Below are 17,532 nucleotides of genomic sequence, written 5' to 3'. Positions count from 1 at the left end.
AAGGGGAAGCGCCAGGCTAATCACGAAAATGAGGAAAAACCGCAGGTAGCGTTTCATAGTGATGGAGTGTAGCCGCCCGAAACGACACTAACAATGAATTGAGCACATGCCTCGAGCTTCCGAAAGACAGCTTTCCGCAAAGCGCCAAACACGCGTGATATAACGGTTTCAGTATTAAGCCAGCATTACTTTTCCAGCCAGCTGCCTTACGTCGCGCAGCCAATGTTCGGGATAACAAGAACCCTTGTGGAGGCTCTTTTTGTACTTGATCTGGGCTTCTCAGAGTTTGCTCTCCAAGGCTTCGCCCGATTTCGGCCTTGCTACTCGCTTGGCGAGATTTCGCTGACGGATTTCTGCTCGACGCCCAGAGCGCGACGGCGCAATTGGGGTTCGAGCACGGTGACCTCACATCTAGATTAGGCTAGTGGTCAAAGTGGGCTTAAAACAGCTAACGTTCGATTTTCAATTCAGGAATGACCTCACGTGGCTTTGAAGATCCGCACAGCGGCAGTAGCAGATGCAAAAGCCATACAGAGCATTTATGCACCCATTGCCCTGAATACGGCGATCTCATTCGAAGAGAATCCACCATGCGTTGTGGAAATTGCTCAGCGGATAGCGACGACTATTCAGACATATCCCTACCTAGTGGCTGAAGAAGATGGGGAGATCAAAGGCTATGCCTACGCAAGCCAGCATCGTGCACGTGCAGCCTACCGATGGGCTGTTGACGTGACGGTGTACATAGCTGAATCAGCTCGCCGCCAGGGGGTTGGCCGTGAGCTCTATGAGACTTTGCTTCCAATTCTTGAAAAGCAGAGATTTCGCGCAGCATACGCTGGAATTGCGCAGCCCAATGAAGGCAGTGTGGGGTTGCACGAGTCGCTCGGGTTCGTGCACATCGGCACATATCCGGAGGTAGGGTTCAAGCTTGGGAAATGGCACGACGTCGGCTACTGGCGGCTCGGACTTTGCCAGGCGACTCCTCCACTGGAGCCTATTATCTTCCCTAAGCTTGAAGACGCATCACATTAGGCTCACTCGATTTTTCAGTGTGAGCTATCAGGCCTCGCCTGTGAGATATGCCTGCACCTGCTTGACCACATCTCGTGCAGTACGGGTCACTCCAATCAATGTAGCGGAGGCGAGCCCTGTCCAATCACCGTATCCCACCAGCCATAGATTAGGTAAATCAACACTTCGGTTTTCGTCCACGGCTACTTTGCCGTCTTGACCAACAATACCCAAGTTGGTCAGGTGGTCGAGTGCAGGAGAAAACCCGGTGCACCAGATGACGACATCCACCTTCGTCTCGTTTCCTGATGGCCACACAACACCCGTCGAGGTGAAGTGAGTGAATGGCCGTACCGCATTCAATACTCCGCGTTCGCGGGCCTCCTTTACCGATGGAACCATTACGATATCGCCAAGCCCACCTACGGGCTGTTCAGACTCTACGCCATCCTGTTGAGCCTTCAATCGAGCAGTTGCTCGTTCGAATAGAACACGACCATCGACGTCATCAGGCAGAAATTTTGGGGCTTCTTGAGTCACCCAGGTTGCCTGAGATACTTTCGAAATCTCGGCGTAAATCTGGGCCCCCGAGTTCCCACCACCCACGACAAGGACGGTCTTCCCCTCAAACTCATTCGGCCCAACGTAATGGGCGGAATGAAGTTGCTGGCCTGCAAACAACTCATGGCCTGGATAGCTGGGGATGAATGGGTGGCTCCAGGTGCCTGTCGCGCTGATGACCGCCTTGGCATCCCAATATCTATCCCCGGAGACGGCGCGCAACCCTTCTTCGATTTTCTCGACACGGGTTACTCGCGTAGAGCGAATGATGGGAAAGTCATATCGACGCTCGTACTCAGTCAGATAGTCGATAACATCATCACGGTGAGGCGTTTCTTCTGATACAGCAGGCATCGGCCAGCCTGCAATCGAACTCCATGCAGACGGCGAGAAGAGCCGGAGCGAATCCCATCCATGCCTCCATGCGCCTCCCGGCGCTGGCTCAGCATCAAGCAGCACGTAAGACAACCCTGAGCGCTTCAGAAAATAGGCAACGGTGAGCGCGGATTGGCCACCGCCAATGACTACAACATCAAATTTCAAATTTTGATTCACCGCCATCCCTCCTGGCACATTCACTCGGCTTTATCTGCGTCGGTTCAGACCCTGCGGCCATGCTTATCAATAACGGCTTGTCCGTCTTCTTTGGTGAAGCTACCACGCTGCTCTTGCGGTAGTAGGTCGAGGACAGCCTCTGACGGACGACACAAGCGTGTGCCCAAGGCGGTTATAACGATGGGGCGATTAATCAGGATGGGGTTAGCCATCATGGCATCGATGAGCTGGTCATCAGTAAGTGATGTGTCGCCCAGTCCCAGCTCCTCGTACGGAGTACCGTTGATGCGAAGGAGGGCCCGCACTTCGATACCCATATCCTTGATCAGCCCTACAAGCGTGGAGCGATCAGGAGGAGTCTTTAGATATTCGATAACAGTCGGTTCTTCTCCACTGTTGCGAATCAACTCTAGGGTGTTCCGAGAGGTGCCACATTGCGGGTTGTGGTAGATCGTGATCTGACTCATAAACTTTCCTCGCAGTGACGTTAAATGGAGCGTTGGTTGACACGCTTTGACAGCTCTTCTGCGGACTCTTTGCGCTCTGAATATCGATCAACCAGATAGTCTTGGCGATCCCTCAAGAGCAGCGTGAACTTCATCAACTCTTCCATTACGTCCACCAGACGGTCGTAGTACGAGGACGGTTTCATCCGGCCTGCCTCATCAAATTCGGTGAACGCCTTGGCCACCGAAGATTGGTTGGGGATGGTGAACATCCGCATCCACCGACCCAGTACCCGCAACTGATTGACCACGTTAAAAGATTGCGAACCGCCGCAGACCTGCATCACAGCAAGGGTCTTTCCTTGGGTAGGTCGTACAGCGCCAATCGCCAGCGGAACCCAGTCGATCTGGGCCTTGAAAACTGCACTCATGGAGCCATGACGCTCTGGGGAGCACCATACTTGGCCTTCAGACCACTGCATCAACTCGCGCAGCTCTGCGACTTTGGGGTGAGTGTCCGGAGCATCGTCTGGCAACGGCAAGCCCGATGGGTCAAAGATCTTGGTTTCGGCGCCAAACTCATTCAGCAGACGTGCGGCCTCTTGCGTGACTAAACGGCTGAATGAGCGCTCTCGCGTCGATCCGTACAGAAGAAGAATTCGAGGTTTATGGAGCGTGGGTGTACGAGGCGACAGTTGCTCCAACGAAGGAATGTCGATCAGGTCAGCGTCTACGTTTGGCAATGTGTCTTGCATATAAACTCCTACAGGCTTGCCAAGCAGGCAAGGCCTCGATTGTTCTTCAAAGCGAACCGATACGGTTCAGTTCAGCTTTGAGCTCGTCAGCGCTTATGGTTTGCAGTGGTAGCGCAAGAAACGCTGTAACACGCTCACGAATTTTGTTGAGGGTGGCTTCAAACGCTGCGGTAATCTCGGACTCTGACCCGGAGGCTTCGGACGGATCGACCAAGCCCCAGTGCGCCTTCAAAGCTGGCCCGAAAAATATTGGGCACGTTTCACCCGCAGCCCGATCACAAACGGTAATAACGATATCTGGAGGGGAGCCTTCAAAAGCATCCGAAGCCTTGCTGCTCAATCCCACCGTGGAGATACCGACCGCCTCCAGCGTTTGCAATGCCCGTTGATTCACTCGACCACTGGGAAAGCTTCCCGAACTAACCGCTTCTAAGCCTTCAGGTGCTAGGTGGTTGAACAGCGCCTCAGACAGAATGCTGCGGCAGCTGTTGTGGGTGCACATAAATAAGACTTTCATCAAAAGATTCCTTGATTCAGAAACTAAGGCGCAATGCCAGGGCGCACAGGGTGGCGACGAGGATGGGTAAAGTCAGCACGATCCCGGTCTTGAAGTAATAGCCCCAGCTGATCTTGATGTCCTTCTTAGCCAGCACATGCAGCCATAACAGCGTTGCCAGGCTACCAATTGGAGTGATCTTCGGGCCCAGGTCGGCACCGATGACATTGGCGTACACCATTGCTTGCTGTACGACGCCATCGACTTCGGCGGCATGAATCGACAGGGCACCTACCAGGACGGTGGGCATGTTATTCATGATTGACGACAGGAATGCTGTTAGCAGCCCTGTTCCTAGGGACGCGCCCCAGACGCCATAACCGGCAAATACGTTCAGGATCTGCGCGATGTGGTCAGTCAGGCCTGCGTTTTTCAGGCCATAGACGACCAGATACATACCCAAAGAAAAAATCACCACTTGCCACGGAGCCTCTTTGAGCACTTTGCCTGTGTTGATGGCATGGCCCCGAGCCGCGATGACATAGAGGATAAGTGCGCAGAACGCTGCAATGGCACTGATCGGAACCCCCAACGGTTCGATGACAAAGAAACCGATCAAGAGCAGTGCTAGCACCCACCAACCGGCCACAAAGGTGGCGCGGTCGTGGATTGCCTCGGCCGGATTGCCCAGTTGATTGAGGTCGTAGGTTTTGGGCAAATCCTTTCGAAAAAACCACAGCAGCATGGCTAATGTCGCCGCCACGCTGACAATGTTTACGGGCACCATAATCGAGGCGTATTCATTGAAGCTAATACCGAAGTAGTCAGCAGAAACGATATTGACCAGGTTGGAAACCACAAACGGCAAGCTCGCCGTGTCGGCGATAAAACCGGCTGCCATTACGAATGCCAATGTCGCAGCGGGAGAAAAACGCAATGCCAGCAGCATTGCAATTACGATGGGCGTGAGTATTAGTGCCGCGCCGTCATTGGCGAATAACGCCGATACCGCCGCGCCTAACAGGATGAATAGTGCGAAGAGCTTGCGGGTGCTGCCAGCGCCCCATCTCGCAACATGCAGCGCAGCCCACTTGAAAAATCCTGCCTCATCAAGCAGCAGGCTAATGATGATGACCGCGATGAACGTCCCGGTGGCGTTCCAGACGATGCTCCAAACTTCAGGTATGTCCCCGAGGGTAACGACGCCTGTCAGCAGAGCCACGACAGCACCCATCATGGCGCTCCAACCTACCCCAAGCCCTCTGGGTTGCCAGATGACAAGCACGATGGTGGCAATAAAGATCAATACGGCAATCAACATTTCAATAACCCAGTTTGGACGTGAATCAGTTGCACACGGCCTGATTGATAGGACGATCGTTCATGCCGCATAGGCGCTTAGCCTCGGTTTCCAACCATTGCTGATTGGCATCTACGACTTCTTTCAAAACGCTAGTCACCCAGACAGGCAAATCGGGGTTCAGTCGGTAATACACCCACTGGCCTTGACGACGATCCAGCAGCAAACCTGCTGAGCGAAGCAGCGCCAAGTGGCGAGAAATCTTTGGCTGGCTCAGATCCAATGCTGCCGTCAGTTCGCAGACACACAACTCACCCTCGCTCACGACGAGCAGGGTGATTTTGGTTCGAGTGTCATCTGCCAGGCACTTGAATAGCGTGGTGGGGTTCATGGGTTCTGTCATAGATCCTCCAGATGTTTGGTCTTGACCAAAACGAAGAGCTTGATGCGCTCGTGGATGTCATGGAGCGTATGTCGAAATGCGACAGGATCATCGCTGATCACCGGATCAGGAAAATCCCACGCGATAACCTCATTAGCGCCGGGCATCGAATGGCACTCGCTTACGGATTTGTCACAGAGGGTAATTACGTAGTCGAATCGTTCAGTGCGAAATTCATTGATGGACTTGCTGCGTAGACCGGTTGCATCGACCCCGACGGCCTCCAGCGCCTGAACCGTGCGTGGGTCAACGTGAGAGGGCTCATAGCCCGCGCTAAAGACATCGAAGCGCGAATCGGTGTGCCTAAGCAAAGCCTCTGCAAGCTGAGAGCGGGCAGAGTTGGCAACACAGACGAAAAGCACTTTGATAGCAACGCTCATGGTGATTTCTACGCATATGGAAAACTGAATATACGCTTTGGCGAATATTGGGTAAAGCGAATGTGATGGGTAATTCTCCGGTTTAGACTGTCGTTGTCCAAACGCGGGAACATAAGGAGTTGAAGTGATGGATAGTGATGTGACGATCCGGGCAACGAAAATTACCGGAGAGCAATGGCAGCGTTTTCGAGCTGCCTTGAAATCCGCCGAGCTTCCCGCAGACGATATTAATCTCCCAGGTCGAACCTTTTTTGAGTTCACGGGCGGCGGTAAGACAGTCGCGTGGGGAGGGTTTGAAACTCATGGGCCAGACGGGTTGTTGCGCTCCCTGATCGTATTGCCAGAATGCAGATCCAAAGGGTTCGGGGCCGCAGTGCTTCGGGCCATTGAGGCAATAGCCGCTGTGCAGGGAATTGCTCGCTTTCATTTGCTGACGACAACTGCGTCGGTTTTTTTGAGAAGCATGGATATGCAGTAAATCAACGAAGTTCTGCGCCGCCTATGATTTCTCAGACGGAGCAGTTCAGGGGGCTTTGCCCTGGCTCGGCTTGCTACATGTGTAAGGTGTTAACAAGCGAGCAACCACATTAGCAGACCAATAAATGACGCCATAAAATCGTCAAATTCCAATGTCGTTCTTGGCTGTTTTAAGAGACCGCGTGGGTAGATTCAGGGAGAGTGTTTCGGGTTGTTACAGGCCAAAACCGGCGTAACCCGTGATTTAGAAGGTCTGACCATCCATACAGCATCAGAGTGGATCCAAGCCATACTTTACACACAGCTTGCCCACAGCTTTGTCATCTTGCTATGTCAAAGCACTCGCACTATCTTGTAGTTTATTTATCTAGAGACACTATATGTTGTGTTTTTTGTGAGTCAGCAGCGGATTCAGTAAAGACGGCGGGCATGCGTGCGAAGTTTGGACGCCGAGCACGCATACCCGCCTACCCTGAGCCAATGCGTACATTGGTAGGATGCGCATTAGAGAAAAATCTGACTTTGGATGTCAACCATCCAGCTCGGTTTTCCGCTCAAGGGTTGCTCCTGCCTACTCGATCTGAATATAGATACAGGAGCACCTAATCGTGCCTAAAAATACAAAACAAACCTCGACTTTCGTGGCCAGCCTAGCCTCCAAAATCCTCCGCGACGATAGCTCCTCTGCCATTCAGAAAGAATTGGCAGGTTCGGCTATGGCTCAAGCGTCGACTGGTAAGCAGACCGGCGCTGATATGGAGACCAAGGCCAGCCAAGTCTTGGACAGCAACAAGTACAACGCCACGACCAAGACCCTAGCGGCCACGGTACTTGCTCAATCTAACAAAGAACGGGGTAAGTGAAATGACTCAATACTTCGTTAACAGCAATGCACAGAGCAACGGTGACCATGAGGTGCATACCAATACCTGCATCTTTTTGCCGGCACTCCACAATCGCCTTGACCTTGGCCATTACACCACCTGTGTAAGTGCTGTGCGCCAAGCTCGCAATACATACCCGCAGTCGAACGGTTGTCAGACGTGCTCGTCGGCTTGCCACACTCAGTAGATCGCATCTCTACCTCAGGCTTTTGACTTTTGGGTAAGCCGGCTGCCTCATTGGCTGGCCCCCATTTTCATTGAATGTGATTTTTCCATGAGTTTGCACTATGAGCTATTTGGTTTATTGCACGTTTGACCTGAAGAACGCCTCGGCCAAGGATTACGAGAACGCGTACGCGGATCTTCAGCGGATCGGACTTGCGAAAGTCGTCAAGGCAGATGAGGGGCCGCAGGTGGTTATTCCTACCACGTCGACGATGGGCTTCTTTAACGGCGCCAGTGCGGCGGCTGTGCGCCACCCACTCCAGAAGGAGACGATCTCCGGGTCTAGCTTGGGCTTGCTCTCTTGCCATGTCTGTTCAAAGTGAGGCAGCCGGGCACGAGACCAGATCACTGGCTGCAAGCCGGGAACAAGGTCGACCAGACCAGAAATCATCTCAGTAACAGCAATTGATCGTTGACGAACTATGTACTCTTCAAGCACAGCTATGTCGCCAACGTGAAGGCTTCCAAGAAAGCTTTCGACCAGCCACGTGAGTTTTTCAGCATCAAGGTTTGTCAGGCTGAGGTACTCGCCCAAGCAGTGGCAGTGACAGTCGAAAAGCTGCAGAGCATTCCTATTGTCTCTATCAAGTGTGGTCGGTGACATCAGCAGCTTGTATGCCAGCTCTTCATCAATGGCCTGTAGTGGGTAGTGGGTAGTGGGTAGTGGGTAGTGGGTAGTGGGTGACGTAGCCTTTGCTTTTGATGATTGTCACGGTTTTATTTACCCTTGAAGGCTGGCTTTATCCTTAAAATGTAGCGGATTTTAAGTATTTGACAATATGTCAAATCAGAAAACTCCATGTTGACACTATGGCAATGTCAATAATTGTCTGTTTCAAATTGTGAGCGTCATTGATGTATGACAGCACAGACTTGACCAACCGTTTTCATTTGACCTAACCACCCGATTTGCATCGAGTTCAACCAGTACGCATCTAGGCCATGGCCGGCAGAGCACGGCCAGAAGAAAACATTCCAGGCCCTCTGCTTCATCCCTCAGATTTGAACCTCTCTGTCCTGACACTGTTTTTTGATGCCCCATACGCCTGCGAACCTTGTATAGGTATAGGGGGTATTCCTATCATGTGCGACGTATAGGTAGGAGAGGTATCCCATGGGCCATATCGCAGCAAACAAAGATGATCTTCTCAAGCGTGAAAACGTATCGCCGGACAACTTCAAGCGGTTGAGCGAGCGTTGGAATCGGATCTCGATTGCGCTAAAACACTGCACCTTGTTACCGCCACTCGCGGTGCCATGAACGGCTTGATGGAGGAAATCATCGAGGAGCATGCGCGTGAGCATGTCGCGAACCCTGCTCTCAGTGAAGAAGAGCGAAGTAAGGGCGTCGAAGAGCTTCTTGAAGCCATTCGCCGCTACTCCAAGTAAACGCCTTCAGGAATCACTCATGAGCAGCATTAACTACACCCATGACCACGTGTTCCTTGGCTCAGCGCACGACGATAATGCCAAGCGTACGCTTTGGGTTGTGGCACTAACCGTTGTGATGATGGTTGGCTAGATCACCGCCGGCTATATCACTGGCTCGATGGCGTTACTGGCCGATGGCTTTCATATGGCAACCCATGCCGTAGCATTGGGTATCGCGGCCGTCGCTTACGGATATGCAAAACGCCACGCTTCCAGCCAGCGCTACAGTTTCGGTACCGGAAAGGTTGGAGACCTAGGCGGGTTTACCTCGGCGTTGATTCTCGGCATGGTCTCCCTGGGAATTGGTGCTGAGTCTGTCATGCGCCTCTTCCAGCCAACGGACGTGCAGTTCGGCACCGCTACGCTCATCGCAATTGCCGGTTTGATCGTCAACATTGCCAGCGCCCTGCTGCTGGGCCATGGGCACGATCATGATCGTGCCCATCACGGGAGCGACAACAACCTGAAATCGGCCTACGTCCACGTCATCGCAGACGCGCTGACTTCGGTTCTGGCCATTGTGGCACTGCTCGCCGGCCGTTATCTCGGCTGGGTGTGGCTGGACCCGGTCATGGGCATCGTCGGTGCCATCGTTATTGCGCGGTGGGCATGGACCTTGATGGGGGTCACTGCAGGTGTACTGCTGGATCAGACTGATGCGCACGTTGCCGAGGAAATCCGTGAACTGGTTGAGACGCCGGGGGATGCCACCATTACGGACTTGCACGTCTGGCAGATTGGGCCACAAGCCCATGCGGCAATCGTCAGCGTCCTTGGTGAGGCCACTGCGAATGCCGACAGCATTCGTGAACGTCTCAAGTCGGTTCACGAGGTCAGCCATCTGACGATCGAGTTTCGACCAGTCTAATTCAGCGCCTCCTCACTATGGCCTCCAATGGGGCCCGCAACTCTTCCAGGGTAACGTGATCTGCGCGGATCGAGCGCCGGTTGATTATCACGCGTCAACGCTTTCGTCGACGCGTGGTTTGCAGCCAACTATGGCCTACTTCAGGTCAATCTGACCGACCATCCCTGATTGATAATGCCCCGGCACGTTGCAAGCAAATTGAAGCCCAGTGGTGTTGTTGAAGGTCCAGATCAGCTCCTTGGTTGCGCCTGGCTCGATCAGCACGCTGTTCGGGTCGTTGTGTTCCATTTCGACCATCTTCATCCCTCCCATGCTATGGCCCATGTCGCTCATCATTTTCCCGGCCCCGGTGGGGCTTAGCGCCCCGTTCTGGAACATGTTCGCCATTTCTTTTTGGTGTGCCGCATGAGCAGCGGCTTTGCCGATGTTGAACTCGTGCAGCAGCGAACCCTCATTGCGAAGGACGAATCGGACCGTTTCACCCGGTTTGACGTCGATGCTTTTAGGTTTGAAGAAAACATCACCCATCTCCACTTCCACCGTACGGGTAACCTTAGAAGAGACACCGGGCTGGCCGATGTCCTCTTTACCATGACCAACACTGGCGATCGCCGTAGCACCGAAGATTAGGGTGATTGCCGCAATAACAGGGGTAATGAGCTTAGCTTTCATGGTGACCTCGAGAGTAAGAGGGAATCACTGGCTATGCTAAAGGGGATGAGCTGCTAGTTAACTGACCTGAACACTACATTTCTGTCAGTTTTCAAAAGAAAACACGGCGCCCAGGTAACACCGTGTTCAGCGGAGCGGTTAACAAACCCCAATGAGACTCGGTTGGTCACTGATGGTTTTCAGAAAGCATCAATTTGTGCTCACGCTGCATTTGGCTCAAAACGTCATCAACTATTTTGTCGTGCTTTTCCATCCAAGCGAGGTGCTGCTGAGGTGACATCGATGCGTCTGGGTGATCTTGATGGAGCTGACTCATGATCTCCCCAAGCATATTCATATGCTCGGCCATGTGGACATGACGCTGCCCTTCAGGAGCTCTTTCAGCTTGTATAAGCACAGCTTCAGCCTTGTTGCGCAGGTTTTCCATACGCTCGACAACCCGGTCTCCGCCACTTTCAGCCCATAGAGAAGACGAGACGAGTAGCGAGCTCACAAGAATAAGAACTTTTAAGCGATTCATGGTGCCGCTCCTTTTGGAATTGTTTTCCGGCTCCAAATACGTTTCATGCTGAAGAGTCGGCTGAGCATTAGGGAAATGCTCATTTTTGACCATAGACAGCGGTCGCTGACATATACCTGAAGCCAATATTACTTTTCTGTCAGTTGCTGCTTGGCTTGTGTTTTTCGTTGCAGACTCCGTTTCATAATTACTTGAGAGCCACTCCTATGAGACTTCTTGTTGCTGAAGACGAACCAAAAATAGGCATCTATTTGCAGCAAGGACTCACCGAGGCGGGGTTCAATGTTGATCGGTTTACCGATGGCAAAGAGGCACTTCAGCACGCCTTGAGCGAAGCCTATGACCTGCTGATTCTCGACGTCATGATGCCTGGGCTGGATGGCTGGGAAGTCCTCCAGAAGGTACGTGCATCCGGGAAGGATGTTCCCGTGCTCTTCCTCACGGCGCGAGACCGCGTCGAAGATCGAGTGAAGGGCCTTGAACTCGGGGCAGATGATTACCTGATCAAACCTTTCGCCTTTTCTGAGCTTTTGGCTCGCGTTAGAACGCTGCTGCGTAGGGGTAGCAGCGCTCCCTCGCAAACCTATATGAAATTGGCCGATCTGGAAGTGGACCTGCTTAAGCGTCGGGCCATCCGTGGAGGGAAACGTATAGATCTGACAGCTAAAGAGTTTGCTTTGCTTGAGCTGTTGCTACGTCGTCGAGGAGAGGTGCTGCCAAAATCGCTTATCGCTTCCCAAGTTTGGGACATGAATTTTGATAGCGATACCAACGTTATCGAGGTGGCGATCAGGCGACTGAGAGCCAAAATCGATGATGATTTTGAGGTCAAGCTGATTCATACCTCGCGAGGTATGGGTTACATGCTCGACTCTCCTGATTCGGAGTCGAAATGAAGCGAATGTCCCTGACGAGCCGTATGAGTCTGATGTTCATGCTGGCTGTAACGGCGGTGCTCACTATTGCCGGCCTCAGCTTCAATAACCTTAGCCAGCATCACTTCAAAATGCTGGATCAACAGGCACTAAGCGAAAAGCTCCATTCTACTCAGAGAATTTTGACTGGATTGAATAGCATCGATCAATTCAGTGATGTTAAGCCTGAGCTGGAGGCGCTGCTTGGTGCTCACCGTGATTTGACTGCCATAATAATCGATGGTGACGGGAAGTTACTGTTTGCTGATCCCGGCTCGATCGATGTTCCAGAGGAATTTCGTACGATCCCGAACAGCAACGTCTGGGAGTGGCGGGAGCAAGAGAAAATGTTCCGTGGAGTGACTGCACAAGTGATCGTGACGGGGCAAGACAGGCCATTAAACGTTATGTTGATCTTTGATGTGACTCAGCATATGTCTTTCTTCGAGACACTTGAACGGTGGTTTTGGATAGGGCTGGTGATCAGCGCGCTGATCAGTGCTGCCTTGGGTTGGATGGTCGCGAGCAGTGGTATGCGGCCAATACGTCAAGTCACTCGGGTCGCTGCTTCAATGTCAGCTAAATCCCTTAAGGAGCGCATTCCATTAGCTTCCGTTCCTAAAGAGCTTCAGCAGATGGTGCTGTCGTTCAACGCAATGTTATCCAGGCTGGATGATGCATTTGTCCGTTTATCGAATTTTTCCGCGGACATCGCTCACGAGTTACGGACGCCGGTCAGCAATTTGATGACCCACACAGAAGTGGTGCTTTCTAGAAAAAGGAATATCGAGGACTACGAAGACAATTTGTACTCAAATCTTGATGACTTGAAGCGTATGAGTCGGATGATTGATGACATGCTTTTTCTGGCGAAATCAGACAACGGTTTGATTTCGCACGAGAAGAAACCGATAGACCTAGTAGAGATAGTGGAAAAATTACAGGAGTACTACTCTCTGCTAGCTGATGAGCGAGGGATTGACCTCACGGTTTCAGGGCGGGGCCGCGTCCGAGGCGATGTTCTAATGCTGCACAGAGCCATCTCTAATCTGCTATCAAATGCGCTCAGGTATACCCCTGAAGGGAAGTGCATCAATGTCGATATCCAACAAAACGGAACGTCGATATTGGTCGTCGTGGAAAATCCTGGGGAGTCCATTGCGCCTGAGCATCTTGAAAAGCTTTTCGATCGATTTTATCGAGTGGACCCTGCACGTAGAGAAGGGAGTCCAAGCAACGCCGGGCTAGGTTTATCGATCACCCGATCGATAATCGAGGCGCATGACGGAAAGATATGGTGTACGTCATCTAGTGGGAAAACGGCATTCCATATAGAGCTTCCTAGTGCAGACGAAAAAAAGGCCTGAGACAAGCTGGCGAATTGCATTCCTCTTGACCACCCGTTTGCATTGCCACTGACCAGCCATTTGCATTCGACTTGACCAGTTGTTTGCATGAGTTTTGACCAGCCCACGGGGTGGGCCTTGACCGGCAGAAATCGGCCCAAAAGCAGACTGTCCTCCAGCGCGGGAGTAGTTCAAAAGCATGTCGAAAACCTTGGCGTAAATTTCTGCATTTCATAAGCCCAAAGCCTAGCTAGCCTGATCATCCTTTTTCATGGATATAGTAGAGGAGCAGCCGTGTCGCGAACCGGCGAGGCACCTCTGCTTCTGCACGTAAGCTTGAGCAAGACAGGCCGATTTGCTGAGAAAAAGCACAACATACATGCACTACCAGTCGATCTAGCACTACATGTTGTATTTGCCCGTTTCGATGCTACCTTCTACTAGGCAGGCAACTCACTAGTAGAGGTGTTCCATGGCAGGCAAAAATCAGCACGTCGTGAAACGTGATGAAGGCTGGGCGGTTCGGGGTGAGGGGAATACTAAAGACACCTCCCACCATCGGACTCAAAAGGAAGCTGCTGACGCGGCTCGTCAGATAGCTCAAAACCAAAAAAGCGAGGTGCTCATCCACGGCCGGGACAACCTGATCCGTGAACGTGACTCCTATGGCAACGACCCCTATCCTCCCAAGGGCTGATTACGACCTCATAGCGTCTCCGGAAGGAGGCGCATCCTGGGCTTCAATAAGGTATTCGGTATGAAGATCGTAACGGTGGTTCACGTGCACCTGAACCGAATCGGTTCTACCCGTGGCGGGTTTGGAGGTCATAAGCAACTGACCACCTATGCAGAAGCATCTGATGCAGAAATCGAAACCCTTCGAGATCTAGTGATTTCGATTGCCGAACAAAATGGTGAGGCACCTGGGTCTCTGAACGACCTTCGCCATGAACGGCAAAGCGGCCACCCTCCCCAGGTTAAGGTCTTCAACATTCATGCGCCCAGCACTTTATTCAGCGAGCCCTATGCATATTGCGAAGCCTTTCCAGCGCTCAAGGCTGACAACCGGATCTTCAAGCTAGAAGAACTGCCAAGCTGAGACACGAAGGGTTCATTGTTGCTTATCCTCCATCCGCCTGCTGGCCACGCTCAATTCTTAGGAAAGCTTGCGCCCGATTCGGAACAAAGCGTCTTCCAGCCACTGGTTGAAAACGCCCTGTGACGCTGGAATCAGCAGTTTTCTTTCCTCAATGTTTTTCTCACTGCGGTACGGCATGGACATCGACGATGCAGGGGTGGTTGGCGGCTCGGCGTAGACTTGGTGAGAAATTCCGTAGATCCCCAGCTGGAACCAGCCTCCCTTACCTCGGCTAATCAAACTAAAAGCTTCTTCCGCAAAGCGTTTTAGCCGGCTGGGCGAGATGTAGTAGGAGGCAAAATATTCGCCGTCCTTTGCTGGGGCTGCCAGAGGAATAGAGAGCCAGCTCATCCCATTATCGTGATGCCGCCAAGAGGCCTCCGCATCTAGGCCGGTGATGTCTCCCTCGTTAAATGACGTGTAACCACCCTTGATAGAAACCAAGCCCGCCTGAGAAAGCTTGAGGAAGAATTCATCATGCTGGGTGTGTATGGAACGCAACGTACCCGAGAGAATGGGCTGCGGCAGAAACACGAGCTCAAGGCGATCTTCACGAGGCTGGCTATTCCAATTTCGGCTGTTGCTACGATTCTGCAGGTGCTGAACGAACTCCTGTTCGGAAATGGCGCTGCGACTGGCTGCAAGTTGGCTTAGCCCCTGGATGATTTTGTCTGAGAGATCGCGATCACCTGTAAAGGTGGAACGGAAAAGGCCGTCGACGTAATCGGAAACCTCCCAGTGAAAGCGCTTTTGATCATCCTCGACCGGAACCTCTTCCAGAAAAGCCAGGATGGGTTTATTGGCAGCTTTGGCGCGATGGAACTCCTGCTGAGTGACGGACTCACCTGTGTGGGTTTTGAAGCCGAAGTCCGCGCCAAGAATCAGCACCACTACGTCGGCCTGGTCAACCTCAGTCATGCATGCGACTTCAGAGGAATAGGGTCTTGCACCAAAATCCTCACACATCACCGGGATGTGCCCCAACAGAGAAACTGCTTTTTTGGCGGCCGCACGATAGTGCTCAAAATTACGTACTACAGAGCTGATAAACACGTTCATAGCAGTCCTCATCACTTAGGCCACATCCGTTTCGCCTCATCATACCGGCCGCTTTGCTCGAAATGACAGTAGCCGAAAAAAGCTAGCCGCTGAATAGCCCCCGATTTCGTAGATACTGGCTGCTTTTGGCCGATTTCTGCCGGTTAAGGACTTCCCCGTCCGCTGGTCAGATCCCATGCAAACAACTGGTCAAGTCGAATGCAAATAGGTGGTCAATTCCATGCAATAACGCAACAAGCTGCAGATATTCAACCACGCAGTATGGGATTAGCTTAAAGGCCCTTTTTTGAATGAGTTAGAGCTCTTGATACGCCTCGAAGAGGGGGCGTATTTAGGCCCATTATCCGCGCCATCCAGTAGCCAAAAACCCGCCTCAAGCTGACTGAAATGTAATCGAACAGTTTACATTCATGTGGCATCGTGTACTTGCGCTGTGACGTGGAGATTCTTGTGAGCTCCTCCTGTTCGGTCCGCCATAGGACACTGAACCTGCTAGGTATTCGCCAGTGGTTTTAACAAGCGTCGAAAAGTAAAAAACTAGATATTCCCAAACAAACCTCGAATCAACAGCTCTTGCTGTGAGGAGTCTTGCATGTCATTCCTTAAAACTACGACCGTAGCTGTTGCACTTACTGCGAGCTTGCTTCTGAGTGCAGTAGCTCAAGCACATCCAAAGCTCCTTTCTTCTACTCCGGTAGAAGGCTCGGATGCGGCGGCCCCTTCGAAAATTGAGCTGCACTTTTCTGAAAATCTAACTACTCAGTTTTCAGGTGCAAAACTGATCATGACCGATATGCCTGGGATGCCGAACTCCCCGATGGGTGTTAAGGCAGGCGTCGCTGGTGGCAGTGATCCGAAAACGATGGTGATTACACCGGCAGCACCTTTGACCACAGGCACCTACAAAGTCGAATGGCGTGCCGTCTCCTCGGACACTCATCCGATCACCGGTAACTTCTCATTCAAAGTGAAATGATTCATGAGCGACTCAATAAATATTGTGGTTCGCTTTGCTCTTTATTTAGACCTGATGCTGTTATTCGGATTGGCAATTTTCGGCTTGTACAGCCTTAGGGGAAAAGAAAGAGTATCGGGCACGGTCTTGAATTTTGAGTCGCTTCTTTACGGTACTTCTGTTGTAGGTGTAGCTCTATCCCTTGCAGCAATGTTGTTGCTTGCGAAAGCAATGAGCGGTGTATCGGGGTTCATGGAACTACATCACCATATTTTTCAAATGGTCCTCATGGGGACTGACGTCGGACTGACCTGGATGGTCCGCATAGCTGCCTTGGTTATGGCAATTATTGGCGTAGCGCTGAATAAAAGATTTCCGACACTCAGTCTCTGGATGGTCACTGTATGCGGAGCGATTGCGTTGGCGACGTTAGCATGGACAGGGCACGGTGCCATGGATGAGGGCAGTCGACGCTACTGGCATTTTATCAGTGATATTTTCCATCTTTTGGCCGCCGGTGGATGGTTAGGTGCTCTAGCGGCATTTGCCCTACTACTGCGTTTAAAATCGCTCAAAAGCGAGCAGGAAGCACAAATTCTTGCTCGGGTATTGACTGGCTTTGAGTCGGCCGGCGGAGTGATTGTGGCAATCATAAGCATCACTGGAATAGTCAATTACCTATTTATCGTTGGACCAAACCTCGATGAAGTGATGCTCAGTACTTATGGCCAACTTCTATTTTTGAAAATCTTGCTCTTTGCCGGAATGATCGTGTTAGCCGCGCTCAACCGCTTCCACTTAAGCCCGGCACTAGAAAAGTCAGTTCGCAACGGAGAATATTCTGTTGCAGTTAATGCATTGCGCCGCAGCATGACGCTGGAATTTACAATGGCGATCGTCATAATTTGCCTCGTCGCGTGGCTAGGCACCTTAAGTCCGGTAATGGAAATGAGCGCGGAATAGGGGTTAGTGGCAGCCAACAAAGAAGACCCAAGGGTGAATTGTTGGGTGCATTTTCACCGGCTACACTTCAGCCCATGAAACACTATCTGCGGTTTTGCATCATATTCATGATCAGCTTAGCGCTTCCTCTC

The 17,532-nt window shown here is 51.9% G+C and carries 20 protein-coding genes and 2 pseudogenes; 12 read left to right on the top strand and 10 right to left on the bottom strand.

The window, feature by feature from the left end; translation table 11 throughout:
* Positions 1 to 483: 483 nt before the first annotated feature.
* The gene (locus ACZRMS_RS25500) at positions 484 to 1,035 is read left to right on the top strand and encodes an arsinothricin resistance N-acetyltransferase ArsN1 family B (protein WP_323370290.1); all 552 of its coding nucleotides are present in this window, start codon (positions 484 to 486) and stop codon (positions 1,033 to 1,035) included.
* 27 nt (positions 1,036 to 1,062) lie between these two features.
* Here the strand turns inward: ACZRMS_RS25500 and ACZRMS_RS25495 are convergent, their stop codons facing one another.
* Genes ACZRMS_RS25495 through ACZRMS_RS25465 form a run of 7 tightly spaced genes read right to left on the bottom strand, consistent with a single transcriptional unit; the run spans position 1,063 to position 5,949 of the window.
* Positions 1,063 to 2,136, bottom strand: a complete 1,074-nt coding sequence (locus ACZRMS_RS25495) for an ArsO family NAD(P)H-dependent flavin-containing monooxygenase (RefSeq protein WP_153405708.1) — start codon at positions 2,134 to 2,136, stop codon at positions 1,063 to 1,065.
* Positions 2,137 to 2,174: 38 nt separating this feature from the next.
* Positions 2,175 to 2,597 (bottom strand): arsenate reductase (glutaredoxin), encoded by a 423-nt coding sequence (gene arsC / locus ACZRMS_RS25490; protein WP_153405712.1) that lies wholly within the window; start codon positions 2,595 to 2,597, stop codon positions 2,175 to 2,177.
* Positions 2,598 to 2,617: 20 nt separating this feature from the next.
* Positions 2,618 to 3,331 carry an arsenical resistance protein ArsH gene (arsH, locus tag ACZRMS_RS25485; RefSeq protein ID WP_153405714.1) on the bottom strand — a complete coding sequence of 238 codons (714 nt, stop codon included), beginning with the start codon at positions 3,329 to 3,331 and terminating at the stop codon, positions 2,618 to 2,620.
* 46 nt (positions 3,332 to 3,377) lie between these two features.
* Positions 3,378 to 3,848 carry an arsenate reductase ArsC gene (locus ACZRMS_RS25480; RefSeq protein ID WP_153405717.1) on the bottom strand — a complete coding sequence of 157 codons (471 nt, stop codon included), beginning with the start codon at positions 3,846 to 3,848 and terminating at the stop codon, positions 3,378 to 3,380.
* Positions 3,849 to 3,864: 16 nt separating this feature from the next.
* Positions 3,865 to 5,148, bottom strand: coding sequence for an arsenic transporter (locus tag ACZRMS_RS25475; RefSeq protein WP_153405720.1), 1,284 nt, complete (start codon positions 5,146 to 5,148; stop codon positions 3,865 to 3,867).
* 25 nt (positions 5,149 to 5,173) lie between these two features.
* Positions 5,174 to 5,530, bottom strand: coding sequence for a metalloregulator ArsR/SmtB family transcription factor (locus ACZRMS_RS25470; protein WP_153405723.1), 357 nt, complete (start codon positions 5,528 to 5,530; stop codon positions 5,174 to 5,176).
* The gene (locus ACZRMS_RS25465; protein WP_153405726.1) at positions 5,527 to 5,949 is read right to left on the bottom strand and encodes an arsenate reductase ArsC; all 423 of its coding nucleotides are present in this window, start codon (positions 5,947 to 5,949) and stop codon (positions 5,527 to 5,529) included. Before ACZRMS_RS25465 ends, ACZRMS_RS25470 begins: the two co-directional genes overlap by 4 nt.
* Positions 5,950 to 6,076: 127 nt before the next feature.
* Between ACZRMS_RS25465 and ACZRMS_RS25460 the strand changes: the two genes are divergently transcribed.
* The 5 genes and pseudogenes from ACZRMS_RS25460 (at position 6,077) to dmeF (ending at position 9,834) form a co-directional block, all read left to right on the top strand.
* A complete protein-coding gene (locus tag ACZRMS_RS25460) occupies positions 6,077 to 6,427 on the top strand; it encodes a GNAT family N-acetyltransferase (protein WP_228385008.1) in 351 nt (116 codons plus the stop codon).
* Between the two features lie 607 nt (positions 6,428 to 7,034).
* Positions 7,035 to 7,289 (top strand): hypothetical protein, encoded by a 255-nt coding sequence (locus ACZRMS_RS25455; RefSeq protein ID WP_323370291.1) that lies wholly within the window; start codon positions 7,035 to 7,037, stop codon positions 7,287 to 7,289.
* A gap of 308 nt (positions 7,290 to 7,597) precedes the next feature.
* Positions 7,598 to 7,858 (top strand): hypothetical protein, encoded by a 261-nt coding sequence (locus ACZRMS_RS25450; protein WP_153405729.1) that lies wholly within the window; start codon positions 7,598 to 7,600, stop codon positions 7,856 to 7,858.
* Positions 7,859 to 8,649: 791 nt separating this feature from the next.
* Positions 8,650 to 8,924: pseudogene (locus ACZRMS_RS25445) on the top strand (metal/formaldehyde-sensitive transcriptional repressor).
* A 19-nt stretch (positions 8,925 to 8,943) separates the two neighbouring features.
* Positions 8,944 to 9,834: pseudogene (dmeF, locus tag ACZRMS_RS25440) on the top strand (CDF family Co(II)/Ni(II) efflux transporter DmeF).
* A gap of 135 nt (positions 9,835 to 9,969) precedes the next feature.
* On the opposite strand, the gene ACZRMS_RS25435 reads toward dmeF, so the two are convergent.
* Both ACZRMS_RS25435 and ACZRMS_RS25430 read right to left on the bottom strand, forming a co-directional pair.
* The gene (locus ACZRMS_RS25435) at positions 9,970 to 10,506 is read right to left on the bottom strand and encodes a cupredoxin domain-containing protein (protein WP_048401423.1); all 537 of its coding nucleotides are present in this window, start codon (positions 10,504 to 10,506) and stop codon (positions 9,970 to 9,972) included.
* Positions 10,507 to 10,672: 166 nt separating this feature from the next.
* Complete coding sequence (locus tag ACZRMS_RS25430) at positions 10,673 to 11,026, bottom strand: co-regulatory protein PtrA N-terminal domain-containing protein (protein ID WP_048401424.1); 354 nt, start codon at positions 11,024 to 11,026, stop codon at positions 10,673 to 10,675.
* Positions 11,027 to 11,232: 206 nt separating this feature from the next.
* Between ACZRMS_RS25430 and ACZRMS_RS25425 the strand changes: the two genes are divergently transcribed.
* The 4 genes from ACZRMS_RS25425 (at position 11,233) to ACZRMS_RS25410 (ending at position 14,385) form a co-directional block, all read left to right on the top strand.
* Positions 11,233 to 11,922: a heavy metal response regulator transcription factor gene (locus ACZRMS_RS25425; RefSeq protein ID WP_010655513.1), complete on the top strand. Its 690-nt coding sequence runs from the start codon at positions 11,233 to 11,235 to the stop codon at positions 11,920 to 11,922.
* Complete coding sequence (locus ACZRMS_RS25420; RefSeq protein ID WP_153405732.1) at positions 11,919 to 13,307, top strand: heavy metal sensor histidine kinase; 1,389 nt, start codon at positions 11,919 to 11,921, stop codon at positions 13,305 to 13,307. Before ACZRMS_RS25425 ends, ACZRMS_RS25420 begins: the two co-directional genes overlap by 4 nt.
* Before the next feature lie 451 nt (positions 13,308 to 13,758).
* A complete protein-coding gene (locus tag ACZRMS_RS25415) occupies positions 13,759 to 13,983 on the top strand; it encodes a DUF2188 domain-containing protein (protein ID WP_153405735.1) in 225 nt (74 codons plus the stop codon).
* A 60-nt stretch (positions 13,984 to 14,043) separates the two neighbouring features.
* Positions 14,044 to 14,385 carry a hypothetical protein gene (locus ACZRMS_RS25410; protein ID WP_153405738.1) on the top strand — a complete coding sequence of 114 codons (342 nt, stop codon included), beginning with the start codon at positions 14,044 to 14,046 and terminating at the stop codon, positions 14,383 to 14,385.
* A gap of 57 nt (positions 14,386 to 14,442) precedes the next feature.
* Here ACZRMS_RS25410 and ACZRMS_RS25405 read toward each other — a convergent pair whose 3' ends face one another.
* Positions 14,443 to 15,483 carry a DUF4062 domain-containing protein gene (locus ACZRMS_RS25405; protein ID WP_153405741.1) on the bottom strand — a complete coding sequence of 347 codons (1,041 nt, stop codon included), beginning with the start codon at positions 15,481 to 15,483 and terminating at the stop codon, positions 14,443 to 14,445.
* A gap of 592 nt (positions 15,484 to 16,075) precedes the next feature.
* Here ACZRMS_RS25405 and copC point away from each other — a divergent pair.
* Positions 16,076 to 16,459, top strand: a complete 384-nt coding sequence (copC, locus tag ACZRMS_RS25400; protein ID WP_153405744.1) for a copper homeostasis periplasmic binding protein CopC — start codon at positions 16,076 to 16,078, stop codon at positions 16,457 to 16,459.
* A gap of 3 nt (positions 16,460 to 16,462) precedes the next feature.
* Positions 16,463 to 17,401 (top strand): copper homeostasis membrane protein CopD, encoded by a 939-nt coding sequence (copD, locus tag ACZRMS_RS25395; RefSeq protein ID WP_048401428.1) that lies wholly within the window; start codon positions 16,463 to 16,465, stop codon positions 17,399 to 17,401.
* Positions 17,402 to 17,532 lie beyond the last annotated feature (131 nt).

The organism is Pseudomonas sp. B424 (assembly GCF_055408345.1).
The sequence above is the reverse complement of the archived record's forward strand: the minus strand, read 5'-3'. Positions and strand labels throughout refer to the sequence as shown.

What these genes read in the sequence shown, in the direction of transcription:
- ACZRMS_RS25480 (WP_153405717.1), bottom strand. Translation starts at nt 3,848, where the DNA reads ATGAAAGTCTTATTTATGTGCACCCACAACAGCTGCCGCAGCATTCTG.
- ACZRMS_RS25460 (WP_228385008.1), top strand. Translation starts at nt 6,077, where the DNA reads ATGGATAGTGATGTGACGATCCGGGCAACGAAAATTACCGGAGAGCAA.
- ACZRMS_RS25425 (WP_010655513.1), top strand. Translation starts at nt 11,233, where the DNA reads ATGAGACTTCTTGTTGCTGAAGACGAACCAAAAATAGGCATCTATTTG.
- ACZRMS_RS25495 (WP_153405708.1), bottom strand. Translation starts at nt 2,136, where the DNA reads ATGGCGGTGAATCAAAATTTGAAATTTGATGTTGTAGTCATTGGCGGT.
- ACZRMS_RS25415 (WP_153405735.1), top strand. Translation starts at nt 13,759, where the DNA reads ATGGCAGGCAAAAATCAGCACGTCGTGAAACGTGATGAAGGCTGGGCG.
- ACZRMS_RS25435 (WP_048401423.1), bottom strand. Translation starts at nt 10,506, where the DNA reads ATGAAAGCTAAGCTCATTACCCCTGTTATTGCGGCAATCACCCTAATC.
- ACZRMS_RS25405 (WP_153405741.1), bottom strand. Translation starts at nt 15,483, where the DNA reads ATGAACGTGTTTATCAGCTCTGTAGTACGTAATTTTGAGCACTATCGT.
- ACZRMS_RS25420 (WP_153405732.1), top strand. Translation starts at nt 11,919, where the DNA reads ATGAAGCGAATGTCCCTGACGAGCCGTATGAGTCTGATGTTCATGCTG.
- ACZRMS_RS25430 (WP_048401424.1), bottom strand. Translation starts at nt 11,026, where the DNA reads ATGAATCGCTTAAAAGTTCTTATTCTTGTGAGCTCGCTACTCGTCTCG.
- ACZRMS_RS25470 (WP_153405723.1), bottom strand. Translation starts at nt 5,530, where the DNA reads ATGACAGAACCCATGAACCCCACCACGCTATTCAAGTGCCTGGCAGAT.
- ACZRMS_RS25465 (WP_153405726.1), bottom strand. Translation starts at nt 5,949, where the DNA reads ATGAGCGTTGCTATCAAAGTGCTTTTCGTCTGTGTTGCCAACTCTGCC.
- ACZRMS_RS25410 (WP_153405738.1), top strand. Translation starts at nt 14,044, where the DNA reads ATGAAGATCGTAACGGTGGTTCACGTGCACCTGAACCGAATCGGTTCT.
- ACZRMS_RS25475 (WP_153405720.1), bottom strand. Translation starts at nt 5,148, where the DNA reads ATGTTGATTGCCGTATTGATCTTTATTGCCACCATCGTGCTTGTCATC.
- ACZRMS_RS25450 (WP_153405729.1), top strand. Translation starts at nt 7,598, where the DNA reads ATGAGCTATTTGGTTTATTGCACGTTTGACCTGAAGAACGCCTCGGCC.
- arsH (WP_153405714.1), bottom strand. Translation starts at nt 3,331, where the DNA reads ATGCAAGACACATTGCCAAACGTAGACGCTGACCTGATCGACATTCCT.
- arsC (WP_153405712.1), bottom strand. Translation starts at nt 2,597, where the DNA reads ATGAGTCAGATCACGATCTACCACAACCCGCAATGTGGCACCTCTCGG.
- copD (WP_048401428.1), top strand. Translation starts at nt 16,463, where the DNA reads ATGAGCGACTCAATAAATATTGTGGTTCGCTTTGCTCTTTATTTAGAC.
- copC (WP_153405744.1), top strand. Translation starts at nt 16,076, where the DNA reads ATGTCATTCCTTAAAACTACGACCGTAGCTGTTGCACTTACTGCGAGC.